This is a genomic window from Devosia ginsengisoli, assembly GCF_024707105.1.
GTDB lineage: Bacteria > Pseudomonadota > Alphaproteobacteria > Rhizobiales > Devosiaceae > Devosia > Devosia ginsengisoli_A.
The window spans coordinates 321531-334825 of sequence record NZ_JANQAJ010000006.1 but is presented as its reverse complement, the minus strand read 5'-3'; the positions used below and the strand labels follow the sequence as shown (position 1 = coordinate 334825).

At 60.3% G+C, this 13295-nt stretch carries 11 protein-coding genes, 1 tRNA gene and 2 pseudogenes; 4 read left to right on the top strand and 10 right to left on the bottom strand.

From position 1 onward, the window contains the following. Nucleotides 1–11: 11 nt before the first annotated feature. Both msrA and NVV79_RS05305 read right to left on the bottom strand, forming a co-directional pair. Nucleotides 12–669: pseudogene (gene msrA, locus NVV79_RS05310) on the bottom strand (peptide-methionine (S)-S-oxide reductase MsrA). Between the two features lie 59 nt (nt 670–728). Continuing rightward, nucleotides 729–1052: a hypothetical protein gene (locus NVV79_RS05305; protein WP_303986947.1), complete on the bottom strand. Its 324-nt coding sequence runs from the start codon at nt 1050–1052 to the stop codon at nt 729–731. A 244-nt stretch (nt 1053–1296) separates the two neighbouring features. On the opposite strand from NVV79_RS05305, the gene NVV79_RS05300 reads away from it, so the two are divergent. Beyond that, a tRNA-Ser gene (locus NVV79_RS05300) sits at nt 1297–1386 on the top strand. A 795-nt stretch (nt 1387–2181) separates the two neighbouring features. Here NVV79_RS05300 and NVV79_RS05295 read toward each other — a convergent pair. From NVV79_RS05295 to NVV79_RS05270, 6 genes are read right to left on the bottom strand one after another with little or no spacing between them, the layout of a single operon-like run. Beyond that, complete coding sequence (locus NVV79_RS05295; RefSeq protein ID WP_303986945.1) at nt 2182–2946, bottom strand: ABC transporter ATP-binding protein; 765 nt, start codon at nt 2944–2946, stop codon at nt 2182–2184. Continuing rightward, nucleotides 2943–3785 carry an ABC transporter ATP-binding protein gene (locus tag NVV79_RS05290; protein WP_303986944.1) on the bottom strand — a complete coding sequence of 281 codons (843 nt, stop codon included), beginning with the start codon at nt 3783–3785 and terminating at the stop codon, nt 2943–2945. The genes NVV79_RS05295 and NVV79_RS05290 overlap by 4 nt, the downstream gene beginning before the upstream one ends. Continuing rightward, nucleotides 3782–4696 carry an ABC transporter permease gene (locus NVV79_RS05285; RefSeq protein WP_303986942.1) on the bottom strand — a complete coding sequence of 305 codons (915 nt, stop codon included), beginning with the start codon at nt 4694–4696 and terminating at the stop codon, nt 3782–3784. The genes NVV79_RS05290 and NVV79_RS05285 overlap by 4 nt, the downstream gene beginning before the upstream one ends. A 6-nt stretch (nt 4697–4702) precedes the next feature. After that, nucleotides 4703–5797 (bottom strand): ABC transporter permease, encoded by a 1095-nt coding sequence (locus NVV79_RS05280; RefSeq protein WP_303986940.1) that lies wholly within the window; start codon nt 5795–5797, stop codon nt 4703–4705. A 17-nt stretch (nt 5798–5814) separates the two neighbouring features. Next, nucleotides 5815–7401: an ABC transporter substrate-binding protein gene (locus tag NVV79_RS05275; protein WP_303986938.1), complete on the bottom strand. Its 1587-nt coding sequence runs from the start codon at nt 7399–7401 to the stop codon at nt 5815–5817. 21 nt (nt 7402–7422) lie between these two features. Further along, nucleotides 7423–8625, bottom strand: coding sequence for a mandelate racemase/muconate lactonizing enzyme family protein (locus NVV79_RS05270; protein WP_303986936.1), 1203 nt, complete (start codon nt 8623–8625; stop codon nt 7423–7425). Nucleotides 8626–8772: 147 nt separating this feature from the next. Between NVV79_RS05270 and NVV79_RS22530 the strand changes: the two are divergent. The 3 genes and pseudogenes from NVV79_RS22530 (at nt 8773) to NVV79_RS05250 (ending at nt 11805) form a co-directional block, all read left to right on the top strand. Continuing rightward, nucleotides 8773–9710: pseudogene (locus NVV79_RS22530) on the top strand (5-dehydro-4-deoxyglucarate dehydratase). Between the two features lie 31 nt (nt 9711–9741). Continuing rightward, nucleotides 9742–10479: a GntR family transcriptional regulator gene (locus NVV79_RS05255; RefSeq protein WP_303986933.1), complete on the top strand. Its 738-nt coding sequence runs from the start codon at nt 9742–9744 to the stop codon at nt 10477–10479. A gap of 489 nt (nt 10480–10968) precedes the next feature. After that, nucleotides 10969–11805 carry an amidohydrolase gene (locus NVV79_RS05250; protein ID WP_303986931.1) on the top strand — a complete coding sequence of 279 codons (837 nt, stop codon included), beginning with the start codon at nt 10969–10971 and terminating at the stop codon, nt 11803–11805. Here the strand turns inward: NVV79_RS05250 and NVV79_RS05245 are convergent. Together NVV79_RS05245 and NVV79_RS05240 are read right to left on the bottom strand one after the other, a co-directional pair. Beyond that, nucleotides 11794–12150 (bottom strand): L-rhamnose mutarotase, encoded by a 357-nt coding sequence (locus tag NVV79_RS05245; RefSeq protein ID WP_303986930.1) that lies wholly within the window; start codon nt 12148–12150, stop codon nt 11794–11796. The two genes, NVV79_RS05250 and NVV79_RS05245, sit on opposite strands and share 12 nt — an antisense overlap. Before the next feature lie 7 nt (nt 12151–12157). Continuing rightward, nucleotides 12158–13123 (bottom strand): C-terminal binding protein, encoded by a 966-nt coding sequence (locus NVV79_RS05240; protein ID WP_303986928.1) that lies wholly within the window; start codon nt 13121–13123, stop codon nt 12158–12160. Between the last annotated feature and the right edge of the window lie 172 nt (nt 13124–13295).

Genomic DNA, 13295 nt, shown 5'->3' with positions numbered 1-13295 from the left:
CTTTTGTTTTCCTAGGCCGCGGCGACGCCCAGCCCGATCGGGCAGGAGACGCCCGTGCCCTGCAAGCCGCAATAGCCGTTCGGATTCTTGGCCAGGTATTGCTGGTGATAAGTCTCGGCGTAGTAGAACTCTTTCGCCGGGGATATCTCCGTGGTGATCCGCCCCAGGCCCTGGCTGTCCAGCGCCTGTTGATAGGCCGCGCGGCTCTTTTCCACCGTGGCCGCCTGTTCCGGCGTCGTGGTGTAGATGGCCGAGCGATACTGCGTGCCCACGTCATTGCCCTGCCGCATGCCCTGGGTCGGGTCATGCTCTTCCCAGAAGGTCTTGAGCAGCGTGTCGAGGCTGATCTTGCCGGGGTCATAGACCACCTTCACCGCCTCGGTATGGCCGGTGCGACCCGAACAGACTTCTTCATAGCTGGGATTGGGCGTCGCGCCGCCCTGATAGCCGACGGCTGTGACGACCACGCCCGGCAATTGCCAGAACAACCGCTCGGCGCCCCAGAAGCAGCCCAGGCCGAAATAGACGGTCTCGGCGCCATCGGGATAGGGGCCCTTCAGCGCCGCGCCATTGACGAAATGGTCAGTGGCCACGGGCATTTCCGCCGCGCGGCCCGGCAGGGCCTCGGCAGCGGAGGGGGATGGTGGTGGGCTTGGATGTGAAGAACATGGCTAGCTTCCTTTCACCGCTTTATTCGCAACGGGGCTTCTCGCGGTTACAGCCTCGCGTCAGATCTGGTCGGCCCGCAGATAGCGCTCGCGGCGCGGCTTGCGCCCGGCCAGGGCCAGCAGGATTCCCGGCACACCGAACACGGCAAAGGCCGGATAGTCCAGCACCGCCTTCAGCGCCGCATCGAGCAGGTCGGCAAAGAACCGGCTCTCGAAAAATGCCGCGACACCGGCAAGACTGGGCGGATGGACCTGCGTCCACAGATCGGCAAGGCTCGTATAGACGAGCGCATTGGCGCCCAGCGATTTGGTGCCGTCGATAACAAGCAAAACCAGCGCCAGGCCGATCAGCCAGGTGCCCGCAATTCTGAGAATAAGCCGCATCCACATTCCCTGTGCTTACCGGGGATAAGTTGAGGCTGGCCTACCCGTTCCGCCCGGCGCACGTTTTTCTTGTGCCATGTCGGGCGGCCAACTCACAAGATGGCAAGCCCCTCATGCAAAAACAATCGTCATCCCGGTGTCGTGATCCCTTGCGCCCGAAGCGTTGATAAGTATATTGCGCCTCGCTCGCGCCGGCTTCACCTCCGGCCCCTCCGGTGTTTTCCAACCGGGGATAAGGCGATGCGGAGAGGTGGCCGAGTGGTCGAAGGCGCACGCCTGGAAAGTGTGTAGGCGGGGAACCGTCTCAAGGGTTCGAATCCCTTTCTCTCCGCCATTATCTCCTTGAGATGCAATGGAAATTAGGTCTCCAACAGAATTGATTCTAAGTTCCTGAAATCGCGTTTCAATTCGTTCCAACTTGGTCCTGAAATCTTCAGGAGACGCCCCCAAGCAGCCACCGACCGATGCTCGCACGCCCGCGTTCTCCAAACGCCATTTCGTCGAATAAAGCTAGTTGGAAAGCGCTGGCACGGTCCGTTCGACTCCGTGGTTAGCAGGGGGGCGACAGGTAGCACCAGATCGGGCGACCGAATTGGCGTTCTCCGCCAATGCGAAATTTCACTCGGCATGACGATCCTGGCGACCGCTTTGCGCCCCATTTCGGCCGTTCAGCGAACCATTCCAGTTCTCAAAAAGCGGCCGTTGCTGCATGGCCCAGCTAATAACCAGAGTGGGATCGGCACCTTTCGCTCAGGCCCGCTATAATGGTTTCTTTCCTTGGCCTCCAGCGTCGAGGGAGCGTCAATTTGTGAGGCTCGTCGATAGGTCGGTGACGGCCCTCGGTCTTCCGTCGAAGACCGAACCAAGGGACTCTCGTTCGCAAGGCTACAGGGAATCTGCGAGCCATCCGGATATTGCTTAGCTACGGCAAGATTCAGAAAATTGCGCGATACCTAGGTACGGACATCGACGACGACTTTCTCTCGCTATCCGAGACCGTTGAAGTCTGACTTTAGGCGACTTGGCCGGCAGTTATGAGCGCAGCGGGCGACCATCCCTTTATCGTCATTCTGCCGCTTCTGCTCTACTCTCAAGACCAGACGTAGTATACGCAATCGTTGCGACCAGCTTACGAGGGGACCCTGTCGAACGCCAGAATGCTATCCGCCATCAGCCGTTGCACGTAAGCGTTGCCGCTGTTCTGCACGACGATGTCATCCCGCCGCAATTGCTCCTCCACCCGGCCGCCCCGCAAGACTATCGCCCGTTCGCACATATGGGTGATCACGCCCAGATCGTGACTCACCAAGACATAGGTGAGCGCACGCTCCTTGCGCAGGGCCGTGAGGACATTGAGAACCTCCGCCTGTACGGAAACATCGAGAGCGGAAGTGGGCTCATCAAGAAGCAGAATGCTGGGTTCGAGGATCATCGCCCGAGCGATGGCAACGCGCTGTCTCTGCCCGCCGGAGAGCTGGTGCGGATATCGATAGAGAAAACGTCTGTCGAGGCCCACCGCATCCAGCGCAGCGACGACGCGAGCGGCCGGATCGTCCAGCCCATGGATACGGACGGGTTCCATCAGGGTGCGCTCAACGGTCAGGCGCGGGTGCAGTGACGCATAGGGGTCCTGGAATACCATCTGCACGTTACGGGAAAACACTGGGCGACTGGTGCCTTTCTCGTCCGTGGCGCGCGTTATGCGGCCTGTCCAGTTTTGCGCGAGGCCGGCGATACACCGCAGAATCGTGGATTTGCCCGAACCGGATTCACCCACGAGGCCGAACGATTCGCCCCGTTCGACACGCATGTTGACTTCTTTTACGACAGTGACGGGCTTGCTCGGGCTGCCGAAAGTCACCGTGAGATCGACAATATCGATGGCGGGGGTCATGGCGTGGAATCCAGGCAGGCGATGGCGTCGCGATCAAGCATGGGCAGATGGCTTCGTGGATGGCGCATGTCAGGTATCGAGGCCAGGAGGGCCTGGGTATATGGATGGCGGGCCCGCGCCAGATCGCGGGCATCGATCTCCTCCACGATACGTCCCTTGTAGAGGATGAGCACACGGTCGCAGAACTGGGACACGACCGCCAGGTCGTGGCTGATGAGCAGCAGACCCGCACCGGTCTCGGTGACAAGCTTATCGAGAATTTCGAGAACCGAACGGCGCACGGTGACATCAAGCGCGGAAGTGGGTTCGTCGGCGATGACCAGACGCGGACCGGCAATCAGCATCATGGCGATCATGACGCGCTGACCCATGCCGCCCGAAATCTCGTGCGGGTAGAGATCGAACGTGCGCTCGGGATCGTTGATGCGAACTTGGGCCAGCATTTCCAGTGCGCGCGCACGCGCTTGCGTGACGTCCCGCTTCACATGTTCGAGATAGACTTCCATGATCTGCCTGCCCACCGGCACCAGCGGATTGAGAGAGAAGCGTGGATCCTGGAGGATCATGGACATGGTCTTGCCGCGCAGAAAGAGCATGCGCTTTTCCGGAGCCGCAAGGATATCCTCACCTTCGAGATCGAGGCGGTCGGCCTCGATCTTAACGCCGTCGGGCAATAGGCGCATGATGGCGCGCCCTACCGAGGACTTGCCAGAGCCGGATTCCCCTACCAGTCCCAGGCGCTCCGAACCGAGACGGAAACTGATGCCGCGAACGGCTTCGTAGTAGCCATGCGTATCGGGATAGCGCACGCGCAGGTTTTCAATGTCCAGCAGAGTCATCTGGCACTCCTGGGATCGAGCGTATCGCGGAGAGCGTCGCCGAACAGGTTGAACGCCAGGCTGACCGCAACGATGGCAAGTCCGGGGAAGGTCACCGTCCACCAGCTATCGAGCATGTACTGTCGGCCCACCGCAATCATGGCGCCCCATTCGGGCAGCGGAGGCTGCGCGCCTACGCCCAGAAACCCGAGCCCGGCAGCAACGAGGATAACGCCCGCCATATTGAGCGTCAGCCTGACCACGACCGAGAGCGTACACATCGGAATGATCTGGCGCAGAATGATACGCAGGTCGGAGGCCTGCATCATCCTGGCGGCGGCGACATAATCTGATTTGCGGATGGTCATTGCCTCCGCGCGGGCCAGGCGGGCGATCGGCGGCCATGTTGCGAAGGAGATGGCGATGATGGCATTGTCGAGGCCGGGTCCAAGCGCCGCCGCAAAAGCCAGAGCCAACACCAGGCTGGGCAGGGAAAGGAAAACATCCGTAATCCGCATGAGTACGGTATCGACCAGGCCACCAAAATAGCCCGCCGTTGCTCCGATGATGATGCCGATAGGTCCGACGATAACCGAAACTATGCAGACGATCGTCAACGTTGCCCGCGCCCCATAGACGATGCGGCTGTAAATATCGCGTCCGAGATTGTCGGTGCCGAACCAATGGTCGGCGCCGGGAGGCAGCAGCACCTGCTGCAGATTCTGGGCATAAGGGTTGTGGGTTGCCAGCAGGGGCGCCAGGATCGCGGCAAGCACCAGCAAGACAATAATGGCGGCGCCAATAAGCCCCGAAGGATTGCGTAGAATCTGTATTCCGCCCCGAACCAGTCCCTGCGCGGCAGCCTGCCGGGAGGAGTGTACATTCTGTGGATCGAGATAGGCCCTCAGGCCTTGCCTGGTGAGAGCGTGCATGGACAATTACCGGGTACGAGGGTCGAGCTGGCGATAGGCGAAATCGGCCAGCATGTTGAGAATGATGAAGAAGATGCCGATGACCAGAACCGAGCCGAGCACGACATTCATGTCGCGAAACATCAGGCCGCGCGTCAGATACTGCCCCAATCCGGGCCAAGCGAAGACGGTCTCCACCAGCACGGCGCCTTCAAGCATGGCACCGAAGGTCAGGGCGACGATCGTGACCAGCTGCACCCGGATATTCACGAAGGCGTGGGCCCAGATCACCTTTCCCCGGGAAAGTCCCTTGGCCTTGGCAGTAACCACATATTCCTGGTTCATCTGCTCAAGCATGAAGCTGCGCGTCATTCGACTTATATAGGCCAGGGCGTTGTAGGCCAGGATCAGGGCCGGCGCGACGAGGTAGCGAAGCGCATCCAGGAAGATATCCACGCGTCCGGCAAGGAGCGCGTCCACGGTCACGAGCCGGGTAACAGTGGGCACTTCGCCAAAAAAATACGGGTCCTGCCGTCCGGCTCCCCCGATCCAGCCGAGCTGGGCATAAAAGATGATCAGAATGCCCATTCCCGCCCAGAAAGCGGGTGTGGAATAGCCGATCAGCCCGATGATCCGCACGACATGGTCGATCGGCTTGTTCTGGTTGGTTCCGGCCAGCACGCCCAGCGGTATGCCTGCGGCCGAGCCCAGGATGATAGCCACAATCGCGAGTTCGAGCGTTGCGGGAACGACCTCCAGCAAGTCCCGCACCACCGGCATGCCCGTGATGTGCGACATGCCCAGATCGCCGGTCACGACCTTTAGGGCATAGGTGAAGAACTGCTGGTAGACCGGTTGGTCCAGACCAAGCTCGCGATAGACGCGCTCATAGGTATCGCGGTCAGCATTGTCGCCGATGATGGCATAGACCGGATCCGCCGGAAGGAAGCGGGCGAGGAGGAAGGTGAGTAGGAGAAGACCCATAAGGGTCAGGGCGATGCTGCTCAATACGCCGATCGCACGACCCGCCCTCAGCGCCGAAGGCGACCATTTCCTTAAGCCGGCCGGGGTCACGCCGATGTCATCAGTCAATTTTCCCTCCTCGGGTAATGCCCCGGCCATTGGTCGGGGCATTTCTATTACTGCTTGGTAACAGTGTCCCAACGTGTCACCCAAATCGGACTGCCAACATAGCCTTCCACATTGGCGCTACGGGCGAAGGCATCCACGCGCTGGAAGAAGGGGATGATGGCCGGTGACTGCGCGTCATAGAGCTCGCGGATATCGATGATCAGCTGCTGGCGCTTTTCCGGATCCAGGGGCTTGCGAAGGGCGTCGACCATGGCAGTCAACTCCGGGGTATCCCACGCCACGCGCCAGGCATTGAGGTTGGTGTTGCGCGATTCATCGCTATTGTCCGGGTTGGAGGCATGGGTCTGCAGTGTTCCCAGCGGATCGGGCAGCTTGCTGGTCGTGCGGCCCACGAAGATCTGGTAGTCTTCGCGATTGCGGAACCTGTCGGCATTATTGCCGGCGACGATCTCGACATTGACGCCGACCTGCGCGGCAGTTGCCTGCAAGGACTCAGCAAGTTCCATGAAGGGCGAACTGGCGCTGGAGGGATAGACCGATACGGAGAAACCGTCGGCGTAACCGGCCTCAGCCAACAGTTCTCGGGCTCGTTCGAGGTCGAAATCGTAGGGCAGCGCATTGCTGGCGCCCACCATGCCCTGCGGCACGACATTCTGATGCGGAATGCCGGAGAACTGCATGACACTGCCGGCCAGACCAGGCCAGTCGAGCATGTGGCGGAACGCCTCGCGGACCAGCGGGTTGGCGAGCGCCTCCACTTCCTGATTGAGCGCCAGGACGTAAAAGCCGAAGCCCTGGACCCGCTCGATCGTGAAATCGTCCTTATTGGCAAGTGCGCCCAAATCGGATGTGTTAAGACCCTTGGCGACGTCAAGATCACCCGCCTCCAGCTGCAGGCGCTGACTCCCCGACTCCGGAATATGCCGCAGCATGACTCGCCGAATCTGAGGAGCGCCGCCCCAATAATCGTCACGGCGCGTGGCGATCAGTATATTGTTTGGGCGCCAATCGGTCAGCGTGAATGGCCCCGATCCGGCGGCCGCTGAGATCAACCAATTCCGGCCGAGGTCGCCGTTCTGCTCGTGCCGCAACACTTCGTCGCGATCCAGAACGCTGCCGACGGTCCCGGCCAGGGTCACCAGGAACAGCTCGGGAGCGATGTCCTCAGGCAAATGCACCTGGAACGTATCCTCGTCCACGGCGACAAAGGACTGCTCGGCATTGTCGGCAGTAAAGCCCCATTGGCGAAGTTCGCCCGCAGCCACCATTTCCAGCTTGAGCACTCGCTGGAGCGACCAGGCCACATCCTCAGCCAGCACAGGATCGCCGCCGCTGAAGGTCGCGTCCGATCGCAATTCGAAAGTCAGTACCCGGCCCTCCCCATCGTACTCCCAGCTTTCGGCCAGGGACGGAAGCACCTGGCTCAAATCTGCGGGGGCTATTTCCACGAGTCGATCGTAGAAATTGGCCACGACCTCGCTGGGTTCCAGAGCGCTTACATCGGCTGGATCGAAGGTTGTCAGCGTGTCCATCACCATGCCGATGACCAGTGCATCGGGCTGGGTCGCCGCCTGCACGGGCACCACGGCAATCGCTGCGGCCGCTACGATGGGCAAGGCTAGAGTTCTAAGCATTCTCGTCTCCTCCTAGATTTTCTAGAGAACCGTCAGGTCGGTTCGCCGCACGATTGCATCGGGGCGCTTCTTGAGATCGGCTTGCAAGGTCATGCCGTGGCCGGGCCCTGCCACGGGCGAGATATAGCCTCCCGAAACCTTTGGCAGTTCCTCCACCAGCTCGCGGTACCACCCGGCGAGATAGGCACGAACGACCTCCTGGTAGAGCGTGTTAGGCGCATTGAGCCCAAGCTGAATGGATGCGGCCAGAACGATGGGACCTGTGCAGTCGTGGGGTGCGATCGGTCGCTGATAGGTGTCAGCAGCCGAGGCGATCTTGCGGGCTTCAGACAGGCCGCCACACCAGCCCAGATCCAGCATGACGACCGAGGCGGCGCGCGACTCGAGCAAGTCACGGAACGCGGTACGGGTCGCCATCGTCTCACTGGCGCAGACCTTGATGTCGGTCGCCGCAGCATATTCCGCCAGTTCGCTGACGCTGGTCATGCGGATCGGGTCTTCCAACCAATAGGGGCGTACGTCGCGGAGGGCAGCGGCGATCTGGCGCGCAGCGGGCAGCCTCCACATGCCGTGGAACTCGGCCATCACCTCCATGCGATCGCCCACGGCGTTCCGTATCTTCTCGAAGGGTATGAGCCCCTCCCGAATTTGCTCGACGGAAATGTGCAAGCCGCCGGTCACCTCCGCATGCACGTCGAACGGCCAGATCTTCATGGCTGTGTAGCCTTCATCGAGCAGGCTCAGCGCCAGCTCGTCGGCGGCGGTCACGAAGCCGATCTGATCGTCGTAAGGACCCTCCCGGGCGTCGCTTATGTCCACGGTCCGTTTCCAGGCAGCGCTGTTGTAGCGATAGCCCGAACAGGTGTTGTAGACCGGGATGCGATCGCGGGACGCACCGCCAAGCAATTGATGTATCGGCAGGCCGGTGCTTTTTCCGAACAGGTCCCAAAGCGCGATGTCGACTGCCGAAGCAGCCCGGGTCTCGACCCCATTGCCAATGAAGCCCACCGGACCGCCCAGCAATGCAGCGCTGTGCCGGTCGATGGCGAGCGGATCCTGGCCCAGCAGATAGGGGGCAGTGCTGTGGTGGATATGGGCCGCCACGGCATGGGCGCCGCGAAATGTCTCGCCGAGTCCGACCAGACCTTCATCGGTATGGACTTCCAGCCAGATGATGTTGGGAAACGATTCAAGCTGAATCGTCTCTAGAGCTGTGATCCGCACGAGACACCTATAACCTTTCCGCCATCCGATACCGGAACAGCACACATAGCGTCAAGCACGAAATATCGTGCACGAAATATCGCGCTTGACTAAGCCCGTTTGAAATGCTTGCCCTAAGTCAGGTTTATTTACCCAAGGATCGGGACCATGGTCGTCCGCTTTTCGCCTGCCGAACTCCGTCAAAGCTTGAGTGCAGGCCTGATGGCTTTCCCACTGTCGGACTTTTCGGCGGCCGATGAACTGGATCTTCGCAGCTATCGCGAACGACTCGATTGGCATTCCGGCTTCGGCGTCTGCGCCATGGTGCCGGCGGCGGGGGCAGGCGAATTCTTCTCGATCACCCGCGACGAGTATGGAGCCCTGCTGGCAGAAACCATTGCGGCGCGGTTGCCAGGCGTTCCAGTCATCGCCCCGGTGGGCTTCGGCACGAAAATGGCCATCGACTATGCGCGCCATGCAGAAGAGGCCGGTGCTGACGGGCTGCTGCTGCTGCCCCCTATCTAACGGAAGCTTCTCAGGCAGGCATTGCCGAACACATCCTGGCGGTATGCGCTGCCGTTTCCATCGGCGTGATCGTCTATAACCGGGCCAATTGCCGGCTAAGCCCGGCGGCGATGCGCCATATTGCTGAGCGCGCGACCAATTTTGTCGGCCTCAAGGACGGCCATGGCGACCTCGTCAGCCTGCAGGCCGCAAAGTCGTCCCTGGGGGATCGCCTCGTGTTCATCAATGGCATGCCGACGGCCGAGAATTTCGCCACCGCCTATTTCGGGCTTGGCATCCGTACCTACTCCTCTGCCATATTCAATTTCGCCCCGGCCAGCGCCATGTCGTTCTACAATGCCGTGCAGCACCGAGATGAGAAGGCCGTGTCACAATTTGTCGAGCAATTTCTGGTGCCTTACGGGCAAATCCGGGACAAGCAGCCGGGTTATGCGGTAAGCATCGTGAAGGCCGGTGTGGATATTGTCGGCCGAAGTGCAGGCAAGGTAAGGCCACCGCTTTCCTCTTTGGCAAGCGAGGAATATGCACAGCTTAAAGAACTGATCGCGGCTCTCGGCCCCCAGGTACCACAGGTATCGTAGGCTCAGGCTGAGGGCAAAGAGGGAGAACGCAATGCCGAATGGGGAAGCTGAGCACGATTTTGACGAAACGGGGGTGCGGCCACGAGCCGGCGGTCCCTCAATCGTGCGCATGTCGCTCTCCCAACAAACCTACGAGGCAATAAAGGAACGGATCCTTGATCGACGCTATCCCCCCAACATGCGGATCAACATCGACTCTCTTGCCCGCGAGCTCAGCGTCAGTTCATCACCGATTCGCGAGGCCCTGGCGAAGCTCAAGGGAGAGCAACTCGTCGTTTCAGCGCAATATTCCGGTTACACGGTCGCACCCCAACCGTCCGTGTCCTATCTTGAGGACCTGCTCGCCTACCGCCTCCTGATCGAGCCTTATTGTGCCTTCATGGGCGCCCAGCGGAAGGATTCAACAGTGATTGCTCAGATGGAGCGCATGGTCTTGATCATGCGCGAGCATTCGCTCGGCCAGAAATACAAGCAATATCGGCATTACCTCAACGCCGACAACAACTTTCACCAAGTACTGGTCGCCAGCGCCGGAAACCAGGTTTTTTCTAGTACGTACGCCAATCTGCAAGCCATTATCGTGCAGTCGAGACTATACCTGCATCGCAACGGCAGTACGGCAGCATCGGCCGATGGAACGCGAGAGCATCAGGACATTTATGACGCATTTGTAGCCGGAGACGGCGAAGCGGCTCGCTTGGCGACGCTCAATCATCTCAATGCCGGGCGTCAGCGACTGCTGGATCGGGTAAAATCCGAACTGGCCTGAAGCTCGGATGACTATGGAGGCGGCGATAGCCGACCCTACAGCGACGTATCTCCCGCGTCCGAGGGCATAGCCGCTACGCCTAAAACGTCGGTTGGGACGACCTTGCCGATCCAAGTGGAGCGCATTAGCCGAGAGCTAACAAATAAGCAGAAGCCCTAGCAACTGGATCAAGATTGACATCCTTGCGAGCGTCGATCTCGATCTTCCGAACATCGCAGACATCCACAGTGGCGTTGATGCGGTCTACGAGATGGACTCGCCATTGTTCTTCTCGGGGCCGAACGTCCGCTAGAGTCGATCTCTTGCCAATAGCCGACATTCCGCTTTCGGCCCCCAAACAGACATAATCGAGACGGCCGCACCTCCAGCGGGTGAAAAAACTGGCGGCAGTCTCGTGTCTAAACTCAATCACACACCTGAACAATATTGACATGCCCAGACCGTCGGTGGGATGTCGCTGCAGACCGGTTGACCGATGGGAGGCTTGGCTTGATTATCGATGGCCATTGCCATGTCTGGGAGAACTGGCCTTACCAACCGGCCGTACCGGATCCAACCAGTCGTGCTCGCGCCGAGCAATTGCTGTTTGAAATGGACAGCGCTGGCGTCGAGCAGGCGATCATAATATGTGCGTCCCTCGCAGCAAATCCCCGCAATGCCGACTACGCCTTTGCCATGACAGCGGCCTATCCCGGGCGGTTCACTGTTTTTCCAGATCTTGAATGCAAGTGGTCCCCCAACTTCCGGAAGCCGGACGCGGCGCTGCGTCTCGAAACGGCACTACGCCGCTGGGACTTCAAGGGATTTACTCTTTATCTTGCAGACGAGGAGAGTGGCGACTGGCTGACAAGCGACGATGGTACCGCCTTTTTTGCGCTTGCGGAACGAGCAGGCCTCATTGCCAGCCTTTCGGCTATGCCGCATCAGATGCCAGCCGTCATAGCGCTGGCCCGACGTTTTCCGTCTTTGCGCATCATCTTGCATCACTTCGGCTTTCTGGGGCCACGGAGCGCCACGGATTTGACAACAGCCGAACCGGTGCTGGCTGCAGCGGCGTGCCCCAACATCTGGATGAAATATTCGGGCATGGGCAATGTTGCAGCTGCCGAACAAGAGTTCCCCTATTCCGAACTGCGCTGGATACCGGAAGCTGTTGGCGCCGCTTTCGGGCCGTCGCGCCTGATCTGGGGATCAGATTGGCCGGTATCGCGACGGCACATGACATATGGCCAGGCGCTCTCTTTGCTGCGGCGCCATGGACCGTTCAATGACGATGAAATTGTCGCTGTGCTTGGGGGCAATCTCGAGCGCCTGCTAGGGTCCTAGCAGGCGCTCGGGCGCCGCCTGTGCGTCAAGCAGGAAAATCCGGTTGAGCACACGACGATAGGGCACTTCGCCTTCATGCTCCATGATGTCACGCATATGCGCGCGCCATTTTGTGATTGCCGGGGCTTCGGGCAAGGTGAAGTCATAGGCCGCCGAGCGGATGGTGTGGGCGAACAAAAGCCCTGAGTCTTCATGGAAGTAAATCTCGTAGTAGACAATGCCTTGATCGAGCAGCGCCTGGCGCATTTCGGGCCATAGCGCGTCGTGACGCCGGCGATATTCGTCTGCCATGCCTGGCTTGACTTTGAGCACGAAGGCGCCCGTGGCGGCTGAATTGATCTGCATTTCTGGCTCACTGATGGTTGGGGACGGGGCGGCGCGGCGGTGCGCCGCTCAAGGCTCGGGCGATTTCGTCGGCTACCAGAGATTGCAGGCGCGTGACCGCCGTGTCGGAATACCAGGCGGCGTGAGGCGTGAGGATGATATTGGGTGCCTGGCGCAGCGGCGAGGTCGCGCCAAGCGGCTCAGTCTCGAAAACATCGAGGGCCGCACCGGCGATCCGGCCAGAGATAAGTGCTACGGCCAAGGCATCCTCGTCGATCAGTCCGCCGCGGGCGGTGTTGACGATGGCGCTTCCCTGGCGCATGGCGGCTAGGCTCCCTGCGTCGATGACATGGTGGCTGTCGATCGTTAGCGGGAGGTGCAGGATCAGCAGGTCGACCGAGGCGATCAATGTATTACGGTCCATCATGGTGGCTCCGAGCTGCTCCACATCCTCCTGAGACAACATCGGGTCGTGCACGGCAAAACGAAGCCCGAATGGCGCAAGTCGGGACAGCGTGGCGCGTCCGATGCGTCCAAGCCCGAGAAAGCCGACCAAGACATCGCCCGAAGCGCGGATGGACGGCGCCGCTTCGAGGACACTCCACACGCTGCGGCGCACGCTGGCATCCAGGGCGGGCAGGCGCCGCAGCAGGGCAAGCGACATAGTTGCGGTGTGGTCCGCTACCTCGTCTGTGCAATAATCGGGCACATAGGCCAGGTCACGCCCCGACTGACGCGCGGCGGCTATGTCGATATTATCGTAGCCCACGCCATAGCGGATTAGACGCGCCCCCGGCGCCATACCGGCAATGGCTGCGGCACTCACCGGGGCGAATTGCACTACCCCCACGTCCGCACCCGCAAGTGCCTTTGCGACCGCATCTTCCGTACTGCATTGGTATGACGCAAAGCTTGCGCCACAGCGTTCGGCGGCGGCCCGCTCGACTTCCAATGTTGCAAAGTTGCTGTCCGTCACAACCACTCGTTTGACCATGTCCTGCTCCTTGATGAGAGGGCTTGCCATCGCCCCCAACTCATGATTTGATCAAATATCAATAATCAAGAAAAGCCGAACAAACAAGCATCATTGGAGGAAGACGAATGACGAGAGTTCTGAATCGACGGCAGACCTTGGCCTTGGGGGCGTCCGCGTTGGGAGCGGCCAG